This is a genomic window from Pseudoduganella sp. RAF19 (assembly GCF_052114165.1).
In the GTDB taxonomy this organism is placed as follows: domain Bacteria; phylum Pseudomonadota; class Gammaproteobacteria; order Burkholderiales; family Burkholderiaceae_D; genus Rugamonas.
This window is the reverse complement of the sequence record NZ_JBFREF010000011.1, coordinates 166,189-182,092: the sequence shown is the minus strand read 5'-3', so window position 1 is coordinate 182,092 and position 15,904 is coordinate 166,189. Positions and strand designations below refer to the sequence as shown.

13 protein-coding genes are annotated in these 15,904 nt (G+C 62.6%); 11 read left to right on the top strand and 2 right to left on the bottom strand.

Annotation, left to right across the window (positions count from 1 at the left end; genetic code table 11):
- Nucleotides 1–15 precede the first annotated feature (15 nt).
- On the bottom strand, nt 16–639 hold the full coding sequence (locus AB4Z19_RS26610; RefSeq protein ID WP_442024645.1) for an XrtA/PEP-CTERM system exopolysaccharide export protein: 624 nt from the start codon (nt 637–639) through the stop codon (nt 16–18).
- A 127-nt stretch (nt 640–766) separates the two neighbouring features.
- Nucleotides 767–1,537 (bottom strand): S1 family peptidase, encoded by a 771-nt coding sequence (locus tag AB4Z19_RS26605; RefSeq protein ID WP_442024641.1) that lies wholly within the window; start codon nt 1,535–1,537, stop codon nt 767–769.
- Between the two features lie 211 nt (nt 1,538–1,748).
- Here AB4Z19_RS26605 and AB4Z19_RS26600 point away from each other — a divergent pair, with 211 nt between their 5' ends.
- From AB4Z19_RS26600 to AB4Z19_RS26550, 11 genes are read left to right on the top strand one after another with little or no spacing between them, the layout of a single operon-like run.
- On the top strand, nt 1,749–3,281 hold the full coding sequence (locus AB4Z19_RS26600) for an XrtA system polysaccharide chain length determinant (RefSeq protein WP_442024643.1): 1,533 nt from the start codon (nt 1,749–1,751) through the stop codon (nt 3,279–3,281).
- 18 nt (nt 3,282–3,299) lie between these two features.
- The gene (locus AB4Z19_RS26595; RefSeq protein ID WP_442036603.1) at nt 3,300–4,256 is read left to right on the top strand and encodes an XrtA-associated tyrosine autokinase; all 957 of its coding nucleotides are present in this window, start codon (nt 3,300–3,302) and stop codon (nt 4,254–4,256) included.
- Nucleotides 4,249–5,793 (top strand): TIGR03016 family PEP-CTERM system-associated outer membrane protein, encoded by a 1,545-nt coding sequence (locus AB4Z19_RS26590; RefSeq protein WP_442036601.1) that lies wholly within the window; start codon nt 4,249–4,251, stop codon nt 5,791–5,793. Before AB4Z19_RS26595 ends, AB4Z19_RS26590 begins: the two co-directional genes overlap by 8 nt.
- A gap of 16 nt (nt 5,794–5,809) precedes the next feature.
- Nucleotides 5,810–6,838 (top strand): XrtA/PEP-CTERM system-associated ATPase, encoded by a 1,029-nt coding sequence (locus AB4Z19_RS26585; protein ID WP_442022069.1) that lies wholly within the window; start codon nt 5,810–5,812, stop codon nt 6,836–6,838.
- Nucleotides 6,835–7,968, top strand: coding sequence for a non-hydrolyzing UDP-N-acetylglucosamine 2-epimerase (gene wecB / locus AB4Z19_RS26580; RefSeq protein WP_442036599.1), 1,134 nt, complete (start codon nt 6,835–6,837; stop codon nt 7,966–7,968). The genes AB4Z19_RS26585 and wecB overlap by 4 nt, the downstream gene beginning before the upstream one ends.
- A 6-nt stretch (nt 7,969–7,974) precedes the next feature.
- The gene (locus AB4Z19_RS26575; protein WP_442022065.1) at nt 7,975–8,820 is read left to right on the top strand and encodes an XrtA system polysaccharide deacetylase; all 846 of its coding nucleotides are present in this window, start codon (nt 7,975–7,977) and stop codon (nt 8,818–8,820) included.
- Nucleotides 8,817–9,992, top strand: a complete 1,176-nt coding sequence (locus tag AB4Z19_RS26570) for a FemAB family XrtA/PEP-CTERM system-associated protein (RefSeq protein WP_442022063.1) — start codon at nt 8,817–8,819, stop codon at nt 9,990–9,992. The genes AB4Z19_RS26575 and AB4Z19_RS26570 overlap by 4 nt, the downstream gene beginning before the upstream one ends.
- A gap of 3 nt (nt 9,993–9,995) precedes the next feature.
- Nucleotides 9,996–11,249 (top strand): TIGR03087 family PEP-CTERM/XrtA system glycosyltransferase, encoded by a 1,254-nt coding sequence (locus tag AB4Z19_RS26565; protein WP_442022061.1) that lies wholly within the window; start codon nt 9,996–9,998, stop codon nt 11,247–11,249.
- The gene (xrtA, locus tag AB4Z19_RS26560; protein WP_442022059.1) at nt 11,246–12,835 is read left to right on the top strand and encodes an exosortase A; all 1,590 of its coding nucleotides are present in this window, start codon (nt 11,246–11,248) and stop codon (nt 12,833–12,835) included. Before AB4Z19_RS26565 ends, xrtA begins: the two co-directional genes overlap by 4 nt.
- Before the next feature lie 15 nt (nt 12,836–12,850).
- Entirely contained in the window at nt 12,851–14,020 is a 1,170-nt protein-coding gene (locus tag AB4Z19_RS26555) for a TIGR03088 family PEP-CTERM/XrtA system glycosyltransferase (protein ID WP_442022057.1), read from the top strand.
- Entirely contained in the window at nt 14,008–15,903 is a 1,896-nt protein-coding gene (locus AB4Z19_RS26550) for an XrtA/PEP-CTERM system amidotransferase (protein WP_442036597.1), read from the top strand. The genes AB4Z19_RS26555 and AB4Z19_RS26550 overlap by 13 nt, the downstream gene beginning before the upstream one ends.
- The last annotated feature ends 1 nt before the right edge of the window (nt 15,904 follow it).

The window sequence follows — 15,904 nt, the reverse complement described above, 5'->3', positions numbered from 1 at the left end:
CATACCGCGAGTTACTTAGAAGAAGCTTTCCGGAATTACCAGGATGTCGCCTGGACGCATCGGAACGTTGGCAGAAATGTCGCCATCCTTGATCAGATCGTTCAGGCGTACGGTAAACTGCTGCTGTTTGCCGTCCACATTGCGGATGATCGAAGCCTTGTTACCTGCTGCGAACTCAGTAACACCGCCGACGGCAATCAGTACATCCATCAGAGACATATCGCTGCGATAAGGCAGCGACTGTGGCTTGGCTGCCTGGCCGATCACGCGGATCTGTTCGCCATACGTGCCAACGAAGCCGGTCACGATCACGGTGACCACCGGCTGCTGGATGTACTTCGACAGCGCTTTCTCGATATCGCGTGCCAACTGGGTGGACGTCTTGCCCGCCGCCTGCAGGTCTTCGACCAGCGGGGTGGTGATCTTGCCATCCGGACGTACCGGCACGGTGTTCGACACTTCCGGATTGCGCCACACGTTCACATTCACGCTATCGCCAGGACCGATCAGGTAGTCATCGGTTGGCGTTGGGCCTGCGTTGGCCGGCGCACCGGCGCGGTTGCTGGCACAGCCGCCGATGGCCAGGGCCGCCAGCAGCAGGGCGGAGCCCGCCAGGATTCGGATCAGTTTGTTTTGCAGAGTATTCACGACATTCTCCAGTTGTTTTGTTCCCGGCCTGGGCCTTTTTGCGTTACTGCACGGAAATTTTAATTAATTTTCTTTTTAGCATGCTTATTTTATACCACGGGGCTTTACGGCAACCCGATTATTTTTTGGGGGCAGCTTGCTGCAACAGTTCCTTCACGTAAGAGACGGGAATCGCGTAGCTGATGCCGCTGGGCGCGCTGATGGCGCTTTCCTTCAGGCCTTTCAGCAGGGTCATGTTGATGACGCCGACCACGTGGCCGTTCTCGGGATCGAACACCGGGCTGCCACTGTTGCCAGGGTAGGCCGTGCCGTCCAGCTGGTAGATCGAGAAGGGCTTGCCGCGCCGGATCTCGGCAATGGCGCGCGCCTGCAGGCTGCGTCCGCTGACCGTCGGCAGCACGATGGGCGTGACGGCCGACAGCATGGCGCGGTGCGTGACGGGGGTCAGGCCAAGCATCATGCCCAGCGGGTAGCCGGTAAAGGCGAGATCGCGTCCTTCTTCGAGGCGCTCGCTGCTCAGCTGCAGCGCGGGCAGCGGCGTACCGCTAAGGCGCAGGTGCAGCAGGTCGTGTTCCTTGTCGATGGCGGCAATGGTGGCGGGGCGGAATTGCAGGTTGTCGCCGGTGCCGGTCACGATGCCCAGGGTTTCCATGCCGTCCGTGTCCATCTCTTCAGGCAGGGCGTGGGCATTGGTGATCACACTCAGGCCGTCGCCGACGATGAAGCCGGTGGCGGTAAAAGCAATGGCCGGGCTGCGGGTGCGCAGCATGGTGCCGATGCCAACGACCGAGGGCTTGACGGCCGTGATCGTGCGCGACAGTTCTGCGCCGTTACTTGCAAAAGGCAAGGTGACGCAAGCAACCAACAGTAAGCGGCGAAAAAGGTTCATGAAATGGGTCCTTGTGGGTTTTTCCTGACATTTATAGTGCTTGCTGGAAATCAATTTAGATTACTTCGTGTCAGCGAGGCGCAACGGCAATAAATTAACTGCTACACCTAGGTATTTCTGCTGTATGATAGTGAGAAGATGTAATTTAAGCAATATTAGAAGCGGGTTCGGCGAGAGTTTCGCCGGCGCTTGCGTGAAGGGGTGGTGAAAGATGACTGAACTGTTGGCCCTGCTTTTAACGTTCCTAAAAGCAATCGGAAAATATCGCTGGTATGCAGTGATCATTACATGGGTTGTCGCGATCATCGGCTGGATCGTGGTCTATCAGTTACCCAATGACTACCAGGCTTCGGCCCGTGTGTACGTCGACACGCAAAGCATCCTGAAACCGCTGATGTCGGGCATGACCACCATGCCTAACGTCGACCAGCAAGTGATGTTCATGCGCCGCACCCTGATCAGCCGTCCGAACGTCGAGCGCGTGCTGCGCATGGTCGACCTGGACATCAAGGCGCGCACGGTCAAGGAACACGAGAAGCAGGTTGACGAGCTGATGTCCCAGATCAAAATGACGGGCACCGAGCGCGACGACATTTACACCATCTCTTACAACAACGCCAATCCGAAGCTGGGCAAGGATGTGGTGCAGTCCCTGCTGACCATCTTCGTGGAAGGCTCCTTCGGCGGCAAGAAGCAGGACTCCGAGAAAGCCGTGCAGTTCATCGACGACCAGATCAAGATGTATGAAGAACGTCTGGCGGCTGGCGAGAACTCGCTGAAAGAATTCAAGATCCGTAATCTCGGCGTACTGCCGCGCCAGGGTGGCGATTACAGCTCCAGCTTTACCGACCTGAGCGACAAGCTGAGCGCGGCCCAGCTGGAGCTGGCTGAAGCCGAGCAGGCGCGCAACGCCATCAAGCGCCAGATCTCCGGTGACGAAATGGCGCCGGTGACCGGCGCCGCGCCGGCCGAAGCGGCCAATCCGGAAATCGACGGCCGCATCGCTGCGCTGGAAAAGAACCTGGACCAGCTGCGCATGCAGTACACCGAAGAACATCCGGATATCGTCGCCGCCAAGCGCCTGATCCAGTCGCTGCAGCAGCGCAAGAAGGAAGAAGCGAAAAAGCTGGTCAAGTCGGCCGATCCTGGCGCCAGCTACAGCCCGATGCTGCAGCAAATGAATGTGGCGCTGTCGGTGGAAGAAGCGCGCGTCGCCAGCCTGAAAGCCCGCGTGGGCGAATACTCGATGCGCCTGGCCCGCCTGCGCTCGCAGAGCACCGCCGCGCCGGAAGTGGAAGCGCAGCTGGCCCAGCTGAACCGCGACTACGCGATCAACAAGGAAAACTACGAGAAGCTGGTGCAGCGCCGTGAATCGGCCAAGCTATCCGGCGACCTGAGCTCGGCCACCGACATGATGAGCTTCCGCGTGGTGGACCCGCCAACTGCGCCGGTGACGCCGATCGGCCCGAACCGCGTGCGCCTGTACTCCATCGTGTTTGTCGGTTCGCTGCTGGCCGGCCTGGGTACTGCGCTGCTGCTGAGCCAGATTCGTCCGACCTTCCTGAGCCAGAATGCGCTGCGTGAAGTGACCGGTGTAGCGATCCTGGGTAGTGTCGGCATGAACTGGACCGATCAGCAGAAGGTCATGCGCAAGCGCCGCCTGTATGCCTTTGGCGTGGCCGTGGCCGCCGTGTTTACCGCATATGGCGGTGTCCTGACCTTTACCTTGTTGCGCCAGGCCTGAGCGGCCGAAGGAGTTATCGTGAGCATTATCGAAAAAGCCGCTGGCCGTATCCCACATCCTCGCCCGGAAGACGCGCCGGCTGCCGCCGACGTCGCCGTCGCTGTGGCGCCTGCGACTGCCGTGGCCGAAGCACCGGCTGCGGCGCCCGCCGCGGCACCAGCACCGGCAGCAGCACCCGCACCGGCGCCTGCACCAGTGCAGGCAGCAGCGGCTGCGGCGGAGGACGCTGTTGCCGATGCCAACCGCCGCACCACGCGTTCGGTGGAACTGGATCTGGCGCGCATGCATGCAGCTGGCCTGGTGACGGCCGCCGGCGGCCGCACCAATATCGTGGAAGACTTCCGTATCATCAAGCGCCCGCTGATCAAGCGCGCCTTTGCACCGCGCAAGCCGACCGACAATCCGGGCAACCTGATCATGATCACCAGCTCGCTGCCGGGCGAAGGCAAGACCTTCACCGCCATCAATCTGGCGATGAGTATTGCGATGGAACTGGACCACACGGTGCTGCTGGTCGATGCCGACGTGGCGCGTCCTTCCGTGCTGCGCACCCTCGGTCTGCCGGCCCAGCGCGGCCTGATGGACATCCTGCTGGACGACAAGCTGGACATGGCCGACGTCATGCTGCGCACTAACGTCAACACCCTGAGCCTGCTGCCGGCCGGTACCGCCAACCCGCGCGCGACCGAGCTGCTGGCTTCGCACACCATGAAGGCGCTGGTGATGGAAATCGCCAACCGCTATCCGGACCGTATCGTGATCTTCGATTCGCCACCGCTGCTGCTGACTTCCGAGTCGCACGTGTTGGCCAGCAATATGGGCCAGATCGTCATGGTGGTGGAAGCCGAGCGTACCACCCAGCACGCGGTCAAGGAGTCGCTGCGCCAGCTGGAAGGCTGCAGCAACGTCAATCTGATTTACAACAAGTCGCGTTCCTTCCCAGGCACGGAGACTTACGACTATCACTATGGCTAAGGCGAAGACTGCCCTTCCCATTCTCGGATGTTCCGCGCTGGCGGCGTTGCTGGCGGCTCCGGCCGCCCGCGCCGAATGGCGTTTCGTTCCCGGTGTCGATCTGCGTGAAACCTATACGGACAACGTCAATCAGGCGCCGGCCGGACAGGCGCACGGCAGCTTCGTCAGCACTCTGACGCCTGGCTTCACGCTGACCGACGACACGCCGCGCGTGCAATTTCGCATGACCTTTGCGCAGCACCTTTACCTGTACAGCGGCGAGCGCCGCGACGGCAACGACCGCGCCAACCGCGAACTGAACGCAAATCTGAAGGCGCGCCTGGTGAGCGATGTGCTGTTCCTGGACGCCACCGCTGCCATCACGCAGCGCGCAGCCTCGGCGTTCGGCCCTCAGGTCTCCAACAGCACATATTCGAACGCCAATCAGAACGAGATTCGTACCTACCGTGTCAGCCCTTATCTGCGCGAAGCTTTCGGCACGCTGGCGCAGGGCGAACTGCGTTATTCGCATGACCGCCTGTCGACCGATTCGACTGGTCTGGGCCAGAGCGACGCCGACACGCTGTCGGCGTTCCTGGCCAGCGGCCCCAGTTTTCGCAAAATCGGCTGGAACCTGGCCGGTTCGCGCCAGGTGATCAGCGACACCCTGGCCGCCAAGTCGACCATTTCGACCTATAACGCGACACTGCGCTATCTGATGTCGGACCAGTTCAATATGAGCGTCAATGGCGGCTACGACAAGTATGACTACAACGCGCTGGGCGGCGCCACGCAGGGCGCATCCTGGTCGGGTGGTTTTCAGTGGACACCTTCGTCGCGCACCTCGGTACAGGCCAACGCGGGCCACCGTTTCTATGGTCCGAGCTATATGCTGTCGATCCAGCATCGCAGCCGCGGCACGGTATGGAATATCAGCTACGACGATTCGGTCACCAATACCCGTTCGCAGTTCATTCTGCCGTCGGCGGTGAACACGGCCGCGCTGCTGGACCACCTGTTCGCCACCAGCATGCCGGACCCGGTGGCACGCGCGGCCGCCATCCAGGCTTATATTGCCGCGACCGGACTGCCGGCCTCGCTGCCCAACGCGATCAATTACTTCAGCAACCGCTACCAGCTGCAGAAGCAGTTCATGGCCTCCACCGCCATCGAACTGGCGCACAGCTCGGCCGTGATCAATGTCTTCCGCACTCAGCGCGAGGCGCTGTCGAACGTGAACGTGGATAGCAATCTGCTGGGCAGCCAGAATTCTGCCCTGAACGACAACACCGACCAGACGGGCATCAATGCCTCTCTGAACTACAAGCTCGGCCCGCGTACTCAGTCTACCCTGTCGGCGACAGCCTACCGGATCAAGTCTGTGACCACGGGGCGGGTGGACAATAATCGCCAACTGAGCTTTTTCCTGACCCGCCAGTTTGCGCAAAAGCTGTCAGGAATCGCCGAAGTGCGCCGTATTCGCGGCACGTCCTTTGGTACCGACGCCCGTCCCTATACCGAAAACGCGGTAGCGGTCGGACTCGCGATGAAATTCTAAGCGGAGCAGCAGTGCCATGTATGAAAGCTACTATGGGCTGAGCGACAAGCCCTTCCGTCTTCGTCCCGATCCTCATTTCTTCTTCGGCAGCAAAGGCCACAAGCGGGCCATGGCTTACCTGGAGTATGGCCTGTCGCAAGGCGAGGGCTTCATCGTCATTACCGGCGATGTAGGCGCGGGCAAGACCACCCTGGTGCGCAATCTGTTCAACCAGATTGCGTCCGACCGCATCGTTACCTGCCACCTGGTCAACACCCACCTCGATTCCGACGACATCCTGCGCGGCGTGGTGGGCGGCTTTGGCCTGCCTTGTGAAGACACGGCCAGCAAGACCACCCTGCTGGGACGCCTGGAAACCTTCCTGCGCAGCTGCGGCCAGGAGGGCAAGCGCGCGCTGCTGGTGGTTGACGAAGCGCAGAACCTGACGCCGAAGGTGGTGGAAGAATTGCGCATGCTGTCCAATTTCCAGACCGACGACAAATCCCTGTTGCAGACCTTCCTGCTCGGCCAGCCGGAGTTCCGCGCGACCCTGCACAGCCCCGGCATGCAGCAGCTGCGCCAGCGTGTCATCGCGACCTACCATCTCGGTCCGATGGACGGCACGGAAAGCCAGGCCTATATCGAGCACCGTCTGAAAACCGTGGGCTGGCAGAACGATCCGATGATCAGCCCGGCCGCGCATGCGGCGGTCTACGAGTACACCGGCGGCATTCCGCGCAAGACCAATCACCTGATGGACCGCCTGCTGCTGATGGGCTTCCTGGAAGAGATGCACGAATTCACGGACACCGATGTGGACACCGTGATCCGCGACATCCAGCAGGAATTCCAGCCTCCGCCGGCGGAACCTGCGCCGGCGGCACCGCAGGCCCAGAGCAACGACCAGATGGCTTTCGAGCCGGACCAAATGTTCAGCAACCAGTATCCTGCGGTGCTGGACGAGCGCATGATGCGCCTTGAAAAATCCCTGGTTTCGGTACTGTCGATCCTGAAGAAGATCGTGCGCTCGCCGGCCACCAACCTGAATCTCGATAACAACGAATGAAACCGTACCGTATCCTGTGCGTGGTTGGCGCCCGCCCGAATTTCATGAAAATGGCCCCCATCATGGCGGCCTTCGCCAAACTCGGCCCGCAGGTCGAGGCCAAGCTGGTGCACACTGGCCAGCATTACGACGTGGCCATGAACCAGCAGTATTTCGACGCGCTGGGCATACCGAGCCCGGACATCAACCTCGAAGTCGGCTCGGCCAGCCACGCCCAGCAGACCGCCGAAGTGATGAAGCGCTTCGAACCGGCCGTCGATGAGGTGCAGCCGGCCGCCGTGCTGGTGGTGGGCGACGTCAACTCCACCATCGCCTGCGCCCTGGTGGCAGCGAAGAAGACCGTGCCGGTGATCCACGTGGAAGCGGGCCTGCGCAGCTTCGACCGCGCCATGCCGGAAGAAATCAATCGCCTGCTGACCGACCAGCTGTCCGACCTGCTGTTCACCACCGAGGAAAGCGGCGAAGAGAATCTGCTGAAGGAGGGCATTGCGAAAGAGCGCATCCACTTCGTCGGCAACGTGATGATCGATACCTTGCGTGCCAATCTGGCGCGCGCCATCCCGGTCGACAAGATCGCCGCCGATGCGGGCCGTCCTGGTTTCCTGGACAGCCACAAGAACGGCTACGCGGTGCTGACCCTGCACCGTCCATCCAATGTGGACGACCCTGCAATTCTGCGCGGCCTGCTGGAAACGGCTGCCGCCATCAGCGAGCGCACGCCGGTGATCTTCCCGGTGCACCCGCGCACCAAGGCCACCATCGAGAAGTTCGGCCTGTCGCAGCTGCTGGACCGTCCGGACGTGCTGCTGCTGCCGCCGATGGGCTATCTGGAGATGCTGGGCCTGATGAAGGATGCACGCGTGGTGCTGACTGACTCCGGCGGCATCCAGGAAGAGACGACTGCGCTGGGCACGCCGTGCATCACGCTGCGCAACAACACCGAGCGCCCCATCACGGTGGACGAAGGCACCAATACCATCGCCGGCAACGACCCGGCCCACATCATGGCAGCGTATGATGAGCTGATGTCCGGCGGCGGCAAAGCCGGCCGCGTGCCGCATTACTGGGATGGCCGCGCTGCGGAGCGCATTGCCGCCATTGTGCTGGACTGGCTGAAGGCCCGGGAGTAAGCCGACATGAACGCGCCCGTCCGCAATGCGATGACGATCGACGTGGAAGACTACTTCCAGGTCTCCGCCTTTGCACCCCACATTCCGCGCGACAGCTGGCCTGCACGCGAATGCCGCGTCGAAGCGAACATCGAGCGCATCCTCGGCATTCTGGAAACGGGCGGCGCCAAAGGCACCTTCTTTACCCTGGGCTGGATCGCCGAGCGCTATCCGCAAATGATCAAGCGCATTGTCGCCGGCGGCCACGAACTGGCCAGCCATGGCTACGGCCACCTGCGCGCGTCGGACCAGTCGCGCGAAGAATTCATGGACGATGTGGCGCGCAGCAAAGGCATCCTGGAAGACCTGGGCGGCGAGCGCGTGCTGGGTTACCGTGCGCCGAGCTTCTCCATCGGTCCCGGCAATCTGTGGGCGCTGGATGTGCTGCAGGAAGCGGGCTACCGTTACAGCTCCTCGATTTATCCGATCCAGCATGACCACTACGGCATGCCGGACGCGCCGCGCTTTGCTTTCCACCCGAACGGAGAGCAGGGCTTGCTGGAAGTGCCGATCACCACCGTGCGCATCGGCCAGCGCAATCTGCCTGCCGGTGGCGGCGGTTACTTCCGCCTGCTGCCGTACTCCCTGTCGCGCCGCATGATGCGCCGCGTGAACCGCGAAGACGGCCAGCCTGCGATCTTCTACTTCCATCCGTGGGAGTTGGACCCGGGCCAGCCACGTCCTGAGGGCATCGGCCTCAAGACGCGTTTCCGCCATTACGTCAATCTGGACAAGATGGACGCACGAATCAGGTCCCTGACGCGCGACTTCGCGTGGGACCGCATGGACCGGATCTTCCTGGGGCAATCATGACCTCGATCATCGAAGCCGCGGCCGAACGCCGCGCAGCGCGGGCCCGGGCGGAAGCCGAGGCCGCGACCGTGCTGGCCAATGCTGCCGCCACGTCGGCTGCGCCGTCGCCGGCGCCGTTGCTGCATACGCCCGCGCCGCTGGTGCAGCTGCTGGGCAGTGGCGCCGAGGAGTGCGCACGCTGGGACGCTTTCGTGCAGAAAGCGCCGTGCGCCACCTTCTTCCACCGCGCCGGCTGGCAGCGCGTGATCGAACAAGCCTTTGGCCACAAGACCTGGTTCTTCTATGTTGAAGAAAACGGCGAAATCACAGGCGTGCTGCCGCTGGCGCAAATCAAGAGCCGCATGTTCGGCCACTCCCTAATCTCGCTGCCATTCTGCGTGTATGGCGGCGTGGCAGCCGAGACGGAAGCCGCGCGCAAGCTGCTGGATGCGGCCGCCGAAGAACTGGCCGCGTCGCTGGGCGTGGGCCATCTGGAATACCACAACTACGCGGCAGCCAACGAAGGTGATCCGAAGTGGCTGGGCAAGGATCTGTACTACACCTTCCGCAAGGCCATCAGCGCGGACGACGAAGAAAACATGAACGCCATCCCGCGCAAGCAGCGCGCGATGGTCCGCAAGGGCATCAAGTTCGAACTGCGCGGCGAAGTGGACGATAACGTCGAGCGCTTCTTCACGGCCTATTCGAACAGCGTGCATCGCCTGGGCACGCCGGTATTCTCGAAAAAATATTTCGCCCTGCTGAAGAAAGAATTCGGCGACGACTGCGAAGTGCGCGTGATCATGCAGGACGAGAAGCTGGTGGCCGGTGTGCTGAGCTTCTTCTTCCGCGATGAGGTGCTGCCTTACTACGGCGGCGGCATGCCGATCGCGCGCGACGTGGCGGGCAATGACTTCATGTACTGGAACCTGATGCAGGCGTCGGCTGCGAAGGGCTATCGCCTGTTCGACTTCGGCCGCAGCAAGAAAGGCACAGGGGCTTTCGATTTCAAGAAGAACTGGGGCTTCACGGCGCAGCCGCTGCCCTATGGCTACCAGCTGTTCGCATCGAGCGAGCTGCCGGATGTGAACCCGCTGAACCCGAAGTATCAGCTCTTCATCAAGCTGTGGCAAAAGATGCCGCTGCCGCTGGCAAATATGCTCGGGCCGCACATCGTCAAAGACCTGGGGTAAATCGTGGACGACCTGCTGTTGCTGGTGCACCGTATCCCCTATCCGCCGAACAAGGGGGACAAGATACGTTCCTGGCATTTGCTCAAGCATCTTGCCAGGCGCTATCGCGTGCATCTGGCGACCTTCGTGGATGATGCTGACGACTGGCAGCATGTGCCGACCGTGCAGGCGGTGTGCGCCTCCAGCCACTTCGCCGCGCTGAATCCGCGCGCCGCGCGCGTGCGCAGCCTGGGCGCCTTACTCGGCAACCGCTCGCTGTCGCTGGATTACTACCGCGATGCCGGTTTGCGGCAATGGGTCGACGCGACGATGCGCGAAAAGAATATCCGCCGTATCGTGGTGTTCTCCTCGCCGATGGCGCAGTATGCCGAGCCGTACGCACAGGCGCGCCGCATCGTGGATTTCTGCGATGTCGATTCGGACAAATGGGCGCAGTACGCCGCCAAGAAAGCCTGGCCGGCCAGCATGCTGTACCGCTACGAAGCGGACCGCCTGCTGCGTTACGAGCGCCACATTGCCGCCACCACGGATGCGTCGCTGCTGGTCTCGGCGCCGGAAGCGGACCTGTTCCGCCGCCTGGCGCCGGAAAGCAGTGCGCGCATCGGCTGGTTCAGCAATGGCGTCGACACCAGCTATTTCGCGCCGGCTGCGCATGCGAATCCCTACGCGCCCGATGAACGCGCGCTGGTGTTCTGCGGCGCCATGGATTACTGGCCCAATGTGGATGCGGTGCAGTGGTTCGCCAAGGAAGTGCTGCCCGCATTGAGCGGCGTGAGTTTCTATATCGTTGGGGCGCGTCCTGCGCCGGAAGTGCTGGCGCTGGCGGGTCTGCCGGGCGTACACGTCACCGGCACGGTGCCTGATGTGCGGCCTTATGTGCAGCATGCGGCGCTCTCGGTCGCGCCGCTGCGCATTGCACGCGGCATTCAGAACAAGGTGCTGGAAGCGATGTCCATGGCGAAGACCGTGGTGGTCACGCCGCAGGCCCTGGAAGGCATTGACGCGCATCCCGGCCGCGAGCTGCTGCTGGCGGCGGATGCGCCACAAACGATCGCCGCCATCACTACCGCGCTGTCCGGCTCCGCCGCATCGCTTGTCGCCATTGGCAATGCCGCGCGCGCGCGGGTGGAAGCGTCCTATAGCTGGGATGCCCGCCTGGCGCCGCTGGACACTCTCATTGATACGCCGCCCGGTACTGCCGGCGTGGCCACCGGTGCGGCGCCGCACGCCGCCTCCACTGCATGGACCCAGGCATGAACATCCTCCAGACCGAACGCCCAGCCGCTGTTGCGCAAGACGCTGCCGCCTCGCCGGGCACACAGGGAAAAGCCGCCGCACCGAACGGCATGCGCAATGCCTTGCTGGTGGCGGCAGTCATGCTGCTGCCCATCCTGATTTACTGGAGCACCGCCGCCTCCATCGTGGCGATCTGGGAGCGCTCCGGCACCTTCGCGCACGGCTATGTGATCCTGCCAATCAGTTTGTGGCTGATCTGGCGTCAGCGAGATGTGCTGGAGACGCTGCCCGTCAAACCTTTCTGGCCCGGCCTGATCCTGGTGGCCGGCTGCGGCGTGGCCTGGCTGCTGGCAGATTTGGTCGAAGTGCAGATCGTGAAGCAGTACGCTTTCGCCGCCATGATGCCGCTGACGGTACTGACCTTGCTAGGCACCCGCATCGCGCGCGCGGCCGCCTTCCCGCTGCTCTTCATTCTGTTCGGCGTTCCGGTCGGCGAAAGCCTGATTCCGCCGCTGATCGAAGTCACTGCCAACTTCACCATCGATGCGCTGCGCATGACCGGCATTCCCGTGCTGCGCGAAGGGAACAGCTTCAGCATCCCGTCCGGGAACTGGTCCGTGGTGGAAGCGTGCAGCGGCCTGCGCTACCTGATTTCTTCGATTACGCTGGGCTTTCTGTACGCCCACCTGACGTACCGCAGCCGCTGGCGCCAGGGCCTGTTTGTGCTGGCAGCCTGCGTGGTGCCGGTACTGGCCAACGGCATGCGCGCTTACATGATCGTGATGATTGGCCACCTGAGCGGGATGAAGCTGGCGGTGGGCGTCGACCATCTGATTTATGGCTGGGTGTTCTTCGGTCTGGTGATGCTGCTGCTGTTCTGGATCGGCAGCTTCTGGCGCGAGGACCGCGAAGAACCTGCGCGCGCCAGCGCGGCGCCTGCGCCTGTCGCTATGGCAGCTGTGCCGGTGCCGAGGATTGCCGCCGCCGCCCTGGCATTGCTGGCGGCAGCCGGCGTCTGGCCGGCCTATGCGCACTATGTGGAAGACAACGGCGCCGCGCCGGCGGTTCAACTGGTGCAATTCCATCCTGCCGCGCCGGCGGCGGAAGCGTTCACCAGCTGGGAGCCGGATTACCCGCAGGCCAGTGGCCAGCTGCGCAGCTTCCACGCAACGAGCAGCAGCCCGGTGGGCATTGAAGTACGTTATTACCGCGACCAGGTGGATGGCGCCAAACTGATCAGCTCGAGCAACCGCCTCGGCTGGGATCACGACGGCCTGCACGAATCCTCCAGCGCCCGACGCACGGAAACCATCGCCGGCCAGACCGTTGAAGTGAGCGAAACCGTGCTGTCCGGCGGGGTGGGCGGCCGCCGCATGCTGGTGTGGCACTGGTACTGGATCGGCGGAAAAATGACCAGCAGCAACTACGTTGGCAAATTGCTACAAATGAAACAAAAGTTACTCGCGGGTAGCGGCGATGGCGCAGTAGTGATGGTATTCTCACAATACGACGAAAAACCCGACAATGCGCGTGCCGCGATGCGGGAGTTTCTGAATAGCAACCTCACTCCGCTGGATGCCGCGCTTGCCAGCAACAAGAGGCATTGAAGCAGCCACGCCGCCATGAATGACATCCCGCTCATCGTCCACCTGATCTACCGCCTCGATTTCGGCGGGCTGGAAACGCTCATGGTGGAGCGCATCAACCGCATGCCTGCCGAGCACTATCGGCATGCGGTGGTGTGCCTGACGGGCTTCAATCCGGAGTTCGCCAAGAAGATTGCCAAGCCGGGGGTGGAGGTACACGCGCTCGATAAGCAGGCAGGCCTGTCCTTGCATACGCATGCAAAGCTGTGGCGCCTGCTGCGCCAGCTGCAGCCGGCCGTGCTGCACAGCTATAACCTGTCCGCCATCGAATACGCGCCGGCCGCGTTATTGGCGGGCGTGCCGGTGCGCGTCAACGGCGCCCATGGCCGCGATCACAATGACCCGCACGGCACCAACCGCAAGCACAATATGCTGCGCCGTTTGATGCTGCCGTTCTACGACGTCTGCTACGCCAATTCGGCGGCGATGGAAGTGTGGAACCGCGAAGTGATCGGCGTCCCTGAACACAAGAGCCGCATGCTGGGCAACGGCATCGATGCGGAGCGCTTCCGTCCGCGCACGCAGGGCGAAGCGCGTCCCTTCTTCGGTACGGACGATATCGTGATTGGCGCCGTGGGCCGCATCCAGGATGTGAAAGACCACGCCACCTTGCTCGACGCTTTCATCCAGCTGCGCGAGCGCCAACCGGCGCTGCGCCCACGTCTGCGCCTGGCGATCGTCGGCGACGGGCCGCTGCTGGAGAAGATGCGCGCAAGGGCCGCCGATGCAGGCGTCGCCGATGTGGTGTGGCTGCCGGGAGCGCGCACGGACGTGCCGGACATCCTGCGCAGCTTTGATGTTTTCGCGATGTCCTCGATCGCCGAGGGCACGCCCGGGTCTGCGCTGGAAGCCATGGCAAGCAGCCTGCCGGTGGTAGGCACGCGCGTAGGCGGCATTCCCGAAGTAATCGACGATGGCGTGACCGGTATCCTGGTGCCGCCATCGAATCCCGCTGCGATGGCCGCAGCGCTGGAACAATACGTGACCGCGCCGGCATTGGCGCAGGCGCATGGACAGGCAGGACGCGAACGGGTGCATCGCAAGTACAGCATGGCGGCCATGGTGGCTGCCTATCAGGGCATGTACGACACCCTGTGCGAACGCAAGATCAAGACTAGAAGGGCAATTCCATCATGTGCGGAATAGTAGGCATCCTGGACGCGCGCGGCGGGCGTGCGATTGACGAGGCGCTGCTGCGCCGCATGAACGACACGCAGCACCATCGCGGTCCGGACGAAGGCGACATCTACATCGAGCCGGGCGTGGGCTTCGGCCACCGCCGCCTGTCGGTGATCGACATCGCCATGGGCCAGCAGCCGCTGGGCAATGAAGACGGCAGCGTGATGGTCTGCTACAACGGTGAGATCTACAACTACCGCGAACTGACCGCGGAGCTGAAGGAGCTCGGCCACACCTTCAAGACCAAGAGCGACACCGAAGTAATCGTACACGCCTGGGAGCAATGGGGCGAAGATTGCGTCGACCATTTCAGAGGCATGTTCGCCATCGGCCTGTGGGACCGCAACCAGCAGGTGATGTTCCTGGCGCGCGACCGTCTCGGCGTGAAGCCACTGTATTACGCAATGACGCCGGACGGCTGGTTCGGCTTCAGCTCCGAGCTGAAAGCGCTACGCATGCATCCTTCGCTGTCGCACGAAATCGATCCGCGCGCTGTGGAAGACTATTTCGCTTACGGCTATGTGCCGGAGCCGAAGACGATTTACAAGGGCGCACTGAAGCTGTCGCCGGGCTTCCGCCTGACCCAGAAAGTGGGCGCGCCGCTGGCGGAACCGACGCAGTTCTGGGATGTGCCGTTCAAGCCGCATCACGCGATGACCGAAAGCGATGCGCGCGGCGAACTGGTGGAGCGCCTGCGCGAAGCGGTGAAGATTCGCCTGGTCGCTGAAGTGCCGCTGGGCGCCTTCCTGTCCGGCGGGGTCGACTCGTCGGCTGTGGTGGCGATGATGGCCGGCCTTTCCGACGGTCCCGTGCACACTTGCTCGATCGCCTTCAACGACAAGGCTTACGACGAATCGGCCTATGCGCAGCAAGTGGCGGAGCAGTACAAGACCGATCACTTCGTGGAAACGGTCGACACCGACGATTACGCCCTGCTCGATACGCTGGCCGGCCTGTACGACGAACCATATGCCGACAGCTCGGCGATTCCGACCTACCGCGTGTGCCAGCTGGCGCGCAAGCGCGTTACCGTTGCTTTGTCCGGAGACGGCGGCGACGAGAATCTGGCGGGCTACCGCCGCTACCGCTATGCAATGGCGGAAGAGAGTGTTCGTGGCCGCATTCCGACCGGCCTGCGCAAGCCGGTGTTCGGCACTCTGGGCCGCCTGTATCCGAAGGCCGACTGGGCGCCGCGCGTGTTCCGCGCCAAGACCACGTTTGAAGCGCTGTCGCGCGATCTGGTGGAAGGCTACTTCCATGGTGTATCCATCATGACCGACGCCATGCGCAAGCAGCTGTTCTCGGACAGCTTCCGCAGCAAGCTGCAAGGCTACCGCGCCATCGACGTGATGCGTGGCCATGCGGACAAATCGCCGACCGACGATCCGCTGTCGATGATCCAGTATCTGGACATGAAGACCTATCTGCCGGGCGACATCCTGACCAAGGTGGACCGCGCCAGCATGGCGCATGCGCTGGAAGTGCGCGTGCCGCTGCTGGACCACAAGCTGGTCGAGTGGATTTCGGGCCTGCCGCCCGAGATGAAGCTGAAGGGCGGTGAAGGCAAGTACATCTTCAAGAAGAGCATGGAGCAGTATCTGCCGAACGATATCCTGTACCGCAAGAAGCAGGGTTTTGCCGTGCCGCTGGCGGCGTGGTTCCGCGGTCCGCTGCGTGGACGCGTGAAGGAATCGCTGCTGGGTCCTAACCTAGCGTCGACCGGCATCTTCAACCAGGCCTTCCTGCAGGAGATGGTGGAACAGCACCAGTCCGGCCGCCGCGATTACAGCGCGCCGATCTGGACACTGCTGATGTTTGAAGCATTCCTGAGAAAAGAGATGCAGGCATGAG

Coding starts and splice junctions, on each gene's coding strand:
- AB4Z19_RS26605 (WP_442024641.1), bottom strand. CDS start 1,537: ATGAACCTTTTTCGCCGCTTACTGTTGGTTGCTTGCGTCACCTTGCCT.
- AB4Z19_RS26600 (WP_442024643.1), top strand. CDS start 1,749: ATGACTGAACTGTTGGCCCTGCTTTTAACGTTCCTAAAAGCAATCGGA.
- AB4Z19_RS26590 (WP_442036601.1), top strand. CDS start 4,249: ATGGCTAAGGCGAAGACTGCCCTTCCCATTCTCGGATGTTCCGCGCTG.
- AB4Z19_RS26585 (WP_442022069.1), top strand. CDS start 5,810: ATGTATGAAAGCTACTATGGGCTGAGCGACAAGCCCTTCCGTCTTCGT.
- wecB (WP_442036599.1), top strand. CDS start 6,835: ATGAAACCGTACCGTATCCTGTGCGTGGTTGGCGCCCGCCCGAATTTC.
- AB4Z19_RS26575 (WP_442022065.1), top strand. CDS start 7,975: ATGAACGCGCCCGTCCGCAATGCGATGACGATCGACGTGGAAGACTAC.
- AB4Z19_RS26570 (WP_442022063.1), top strand. CDS start 8,817: ATGACCTCGATCATCGAAGCCGCGGCCGAACGCCGCGCAGCGCGGGCC.
- xrtA (WP_442022059.1), top strand. CDS start 11,246: ATGAACATCCTCCAGACCGAACGCCCAGCCGCTGTTGCGCAAGACGCT.
- AB4Z19_RS26555 (WP_442022057.1), top strand. CDS start 12,851: ATGAATGACATCCCGCTCATCGTCCACCTGATCTACCGCCTCGATTTC.
- AB4Z19_RS26550 (WP_442036597.1), top strand. CDS start 14,008: ATGTGCGGAATAGTAGGCATCCTGGACGCGCGCGGCGGGCGTGCGATT.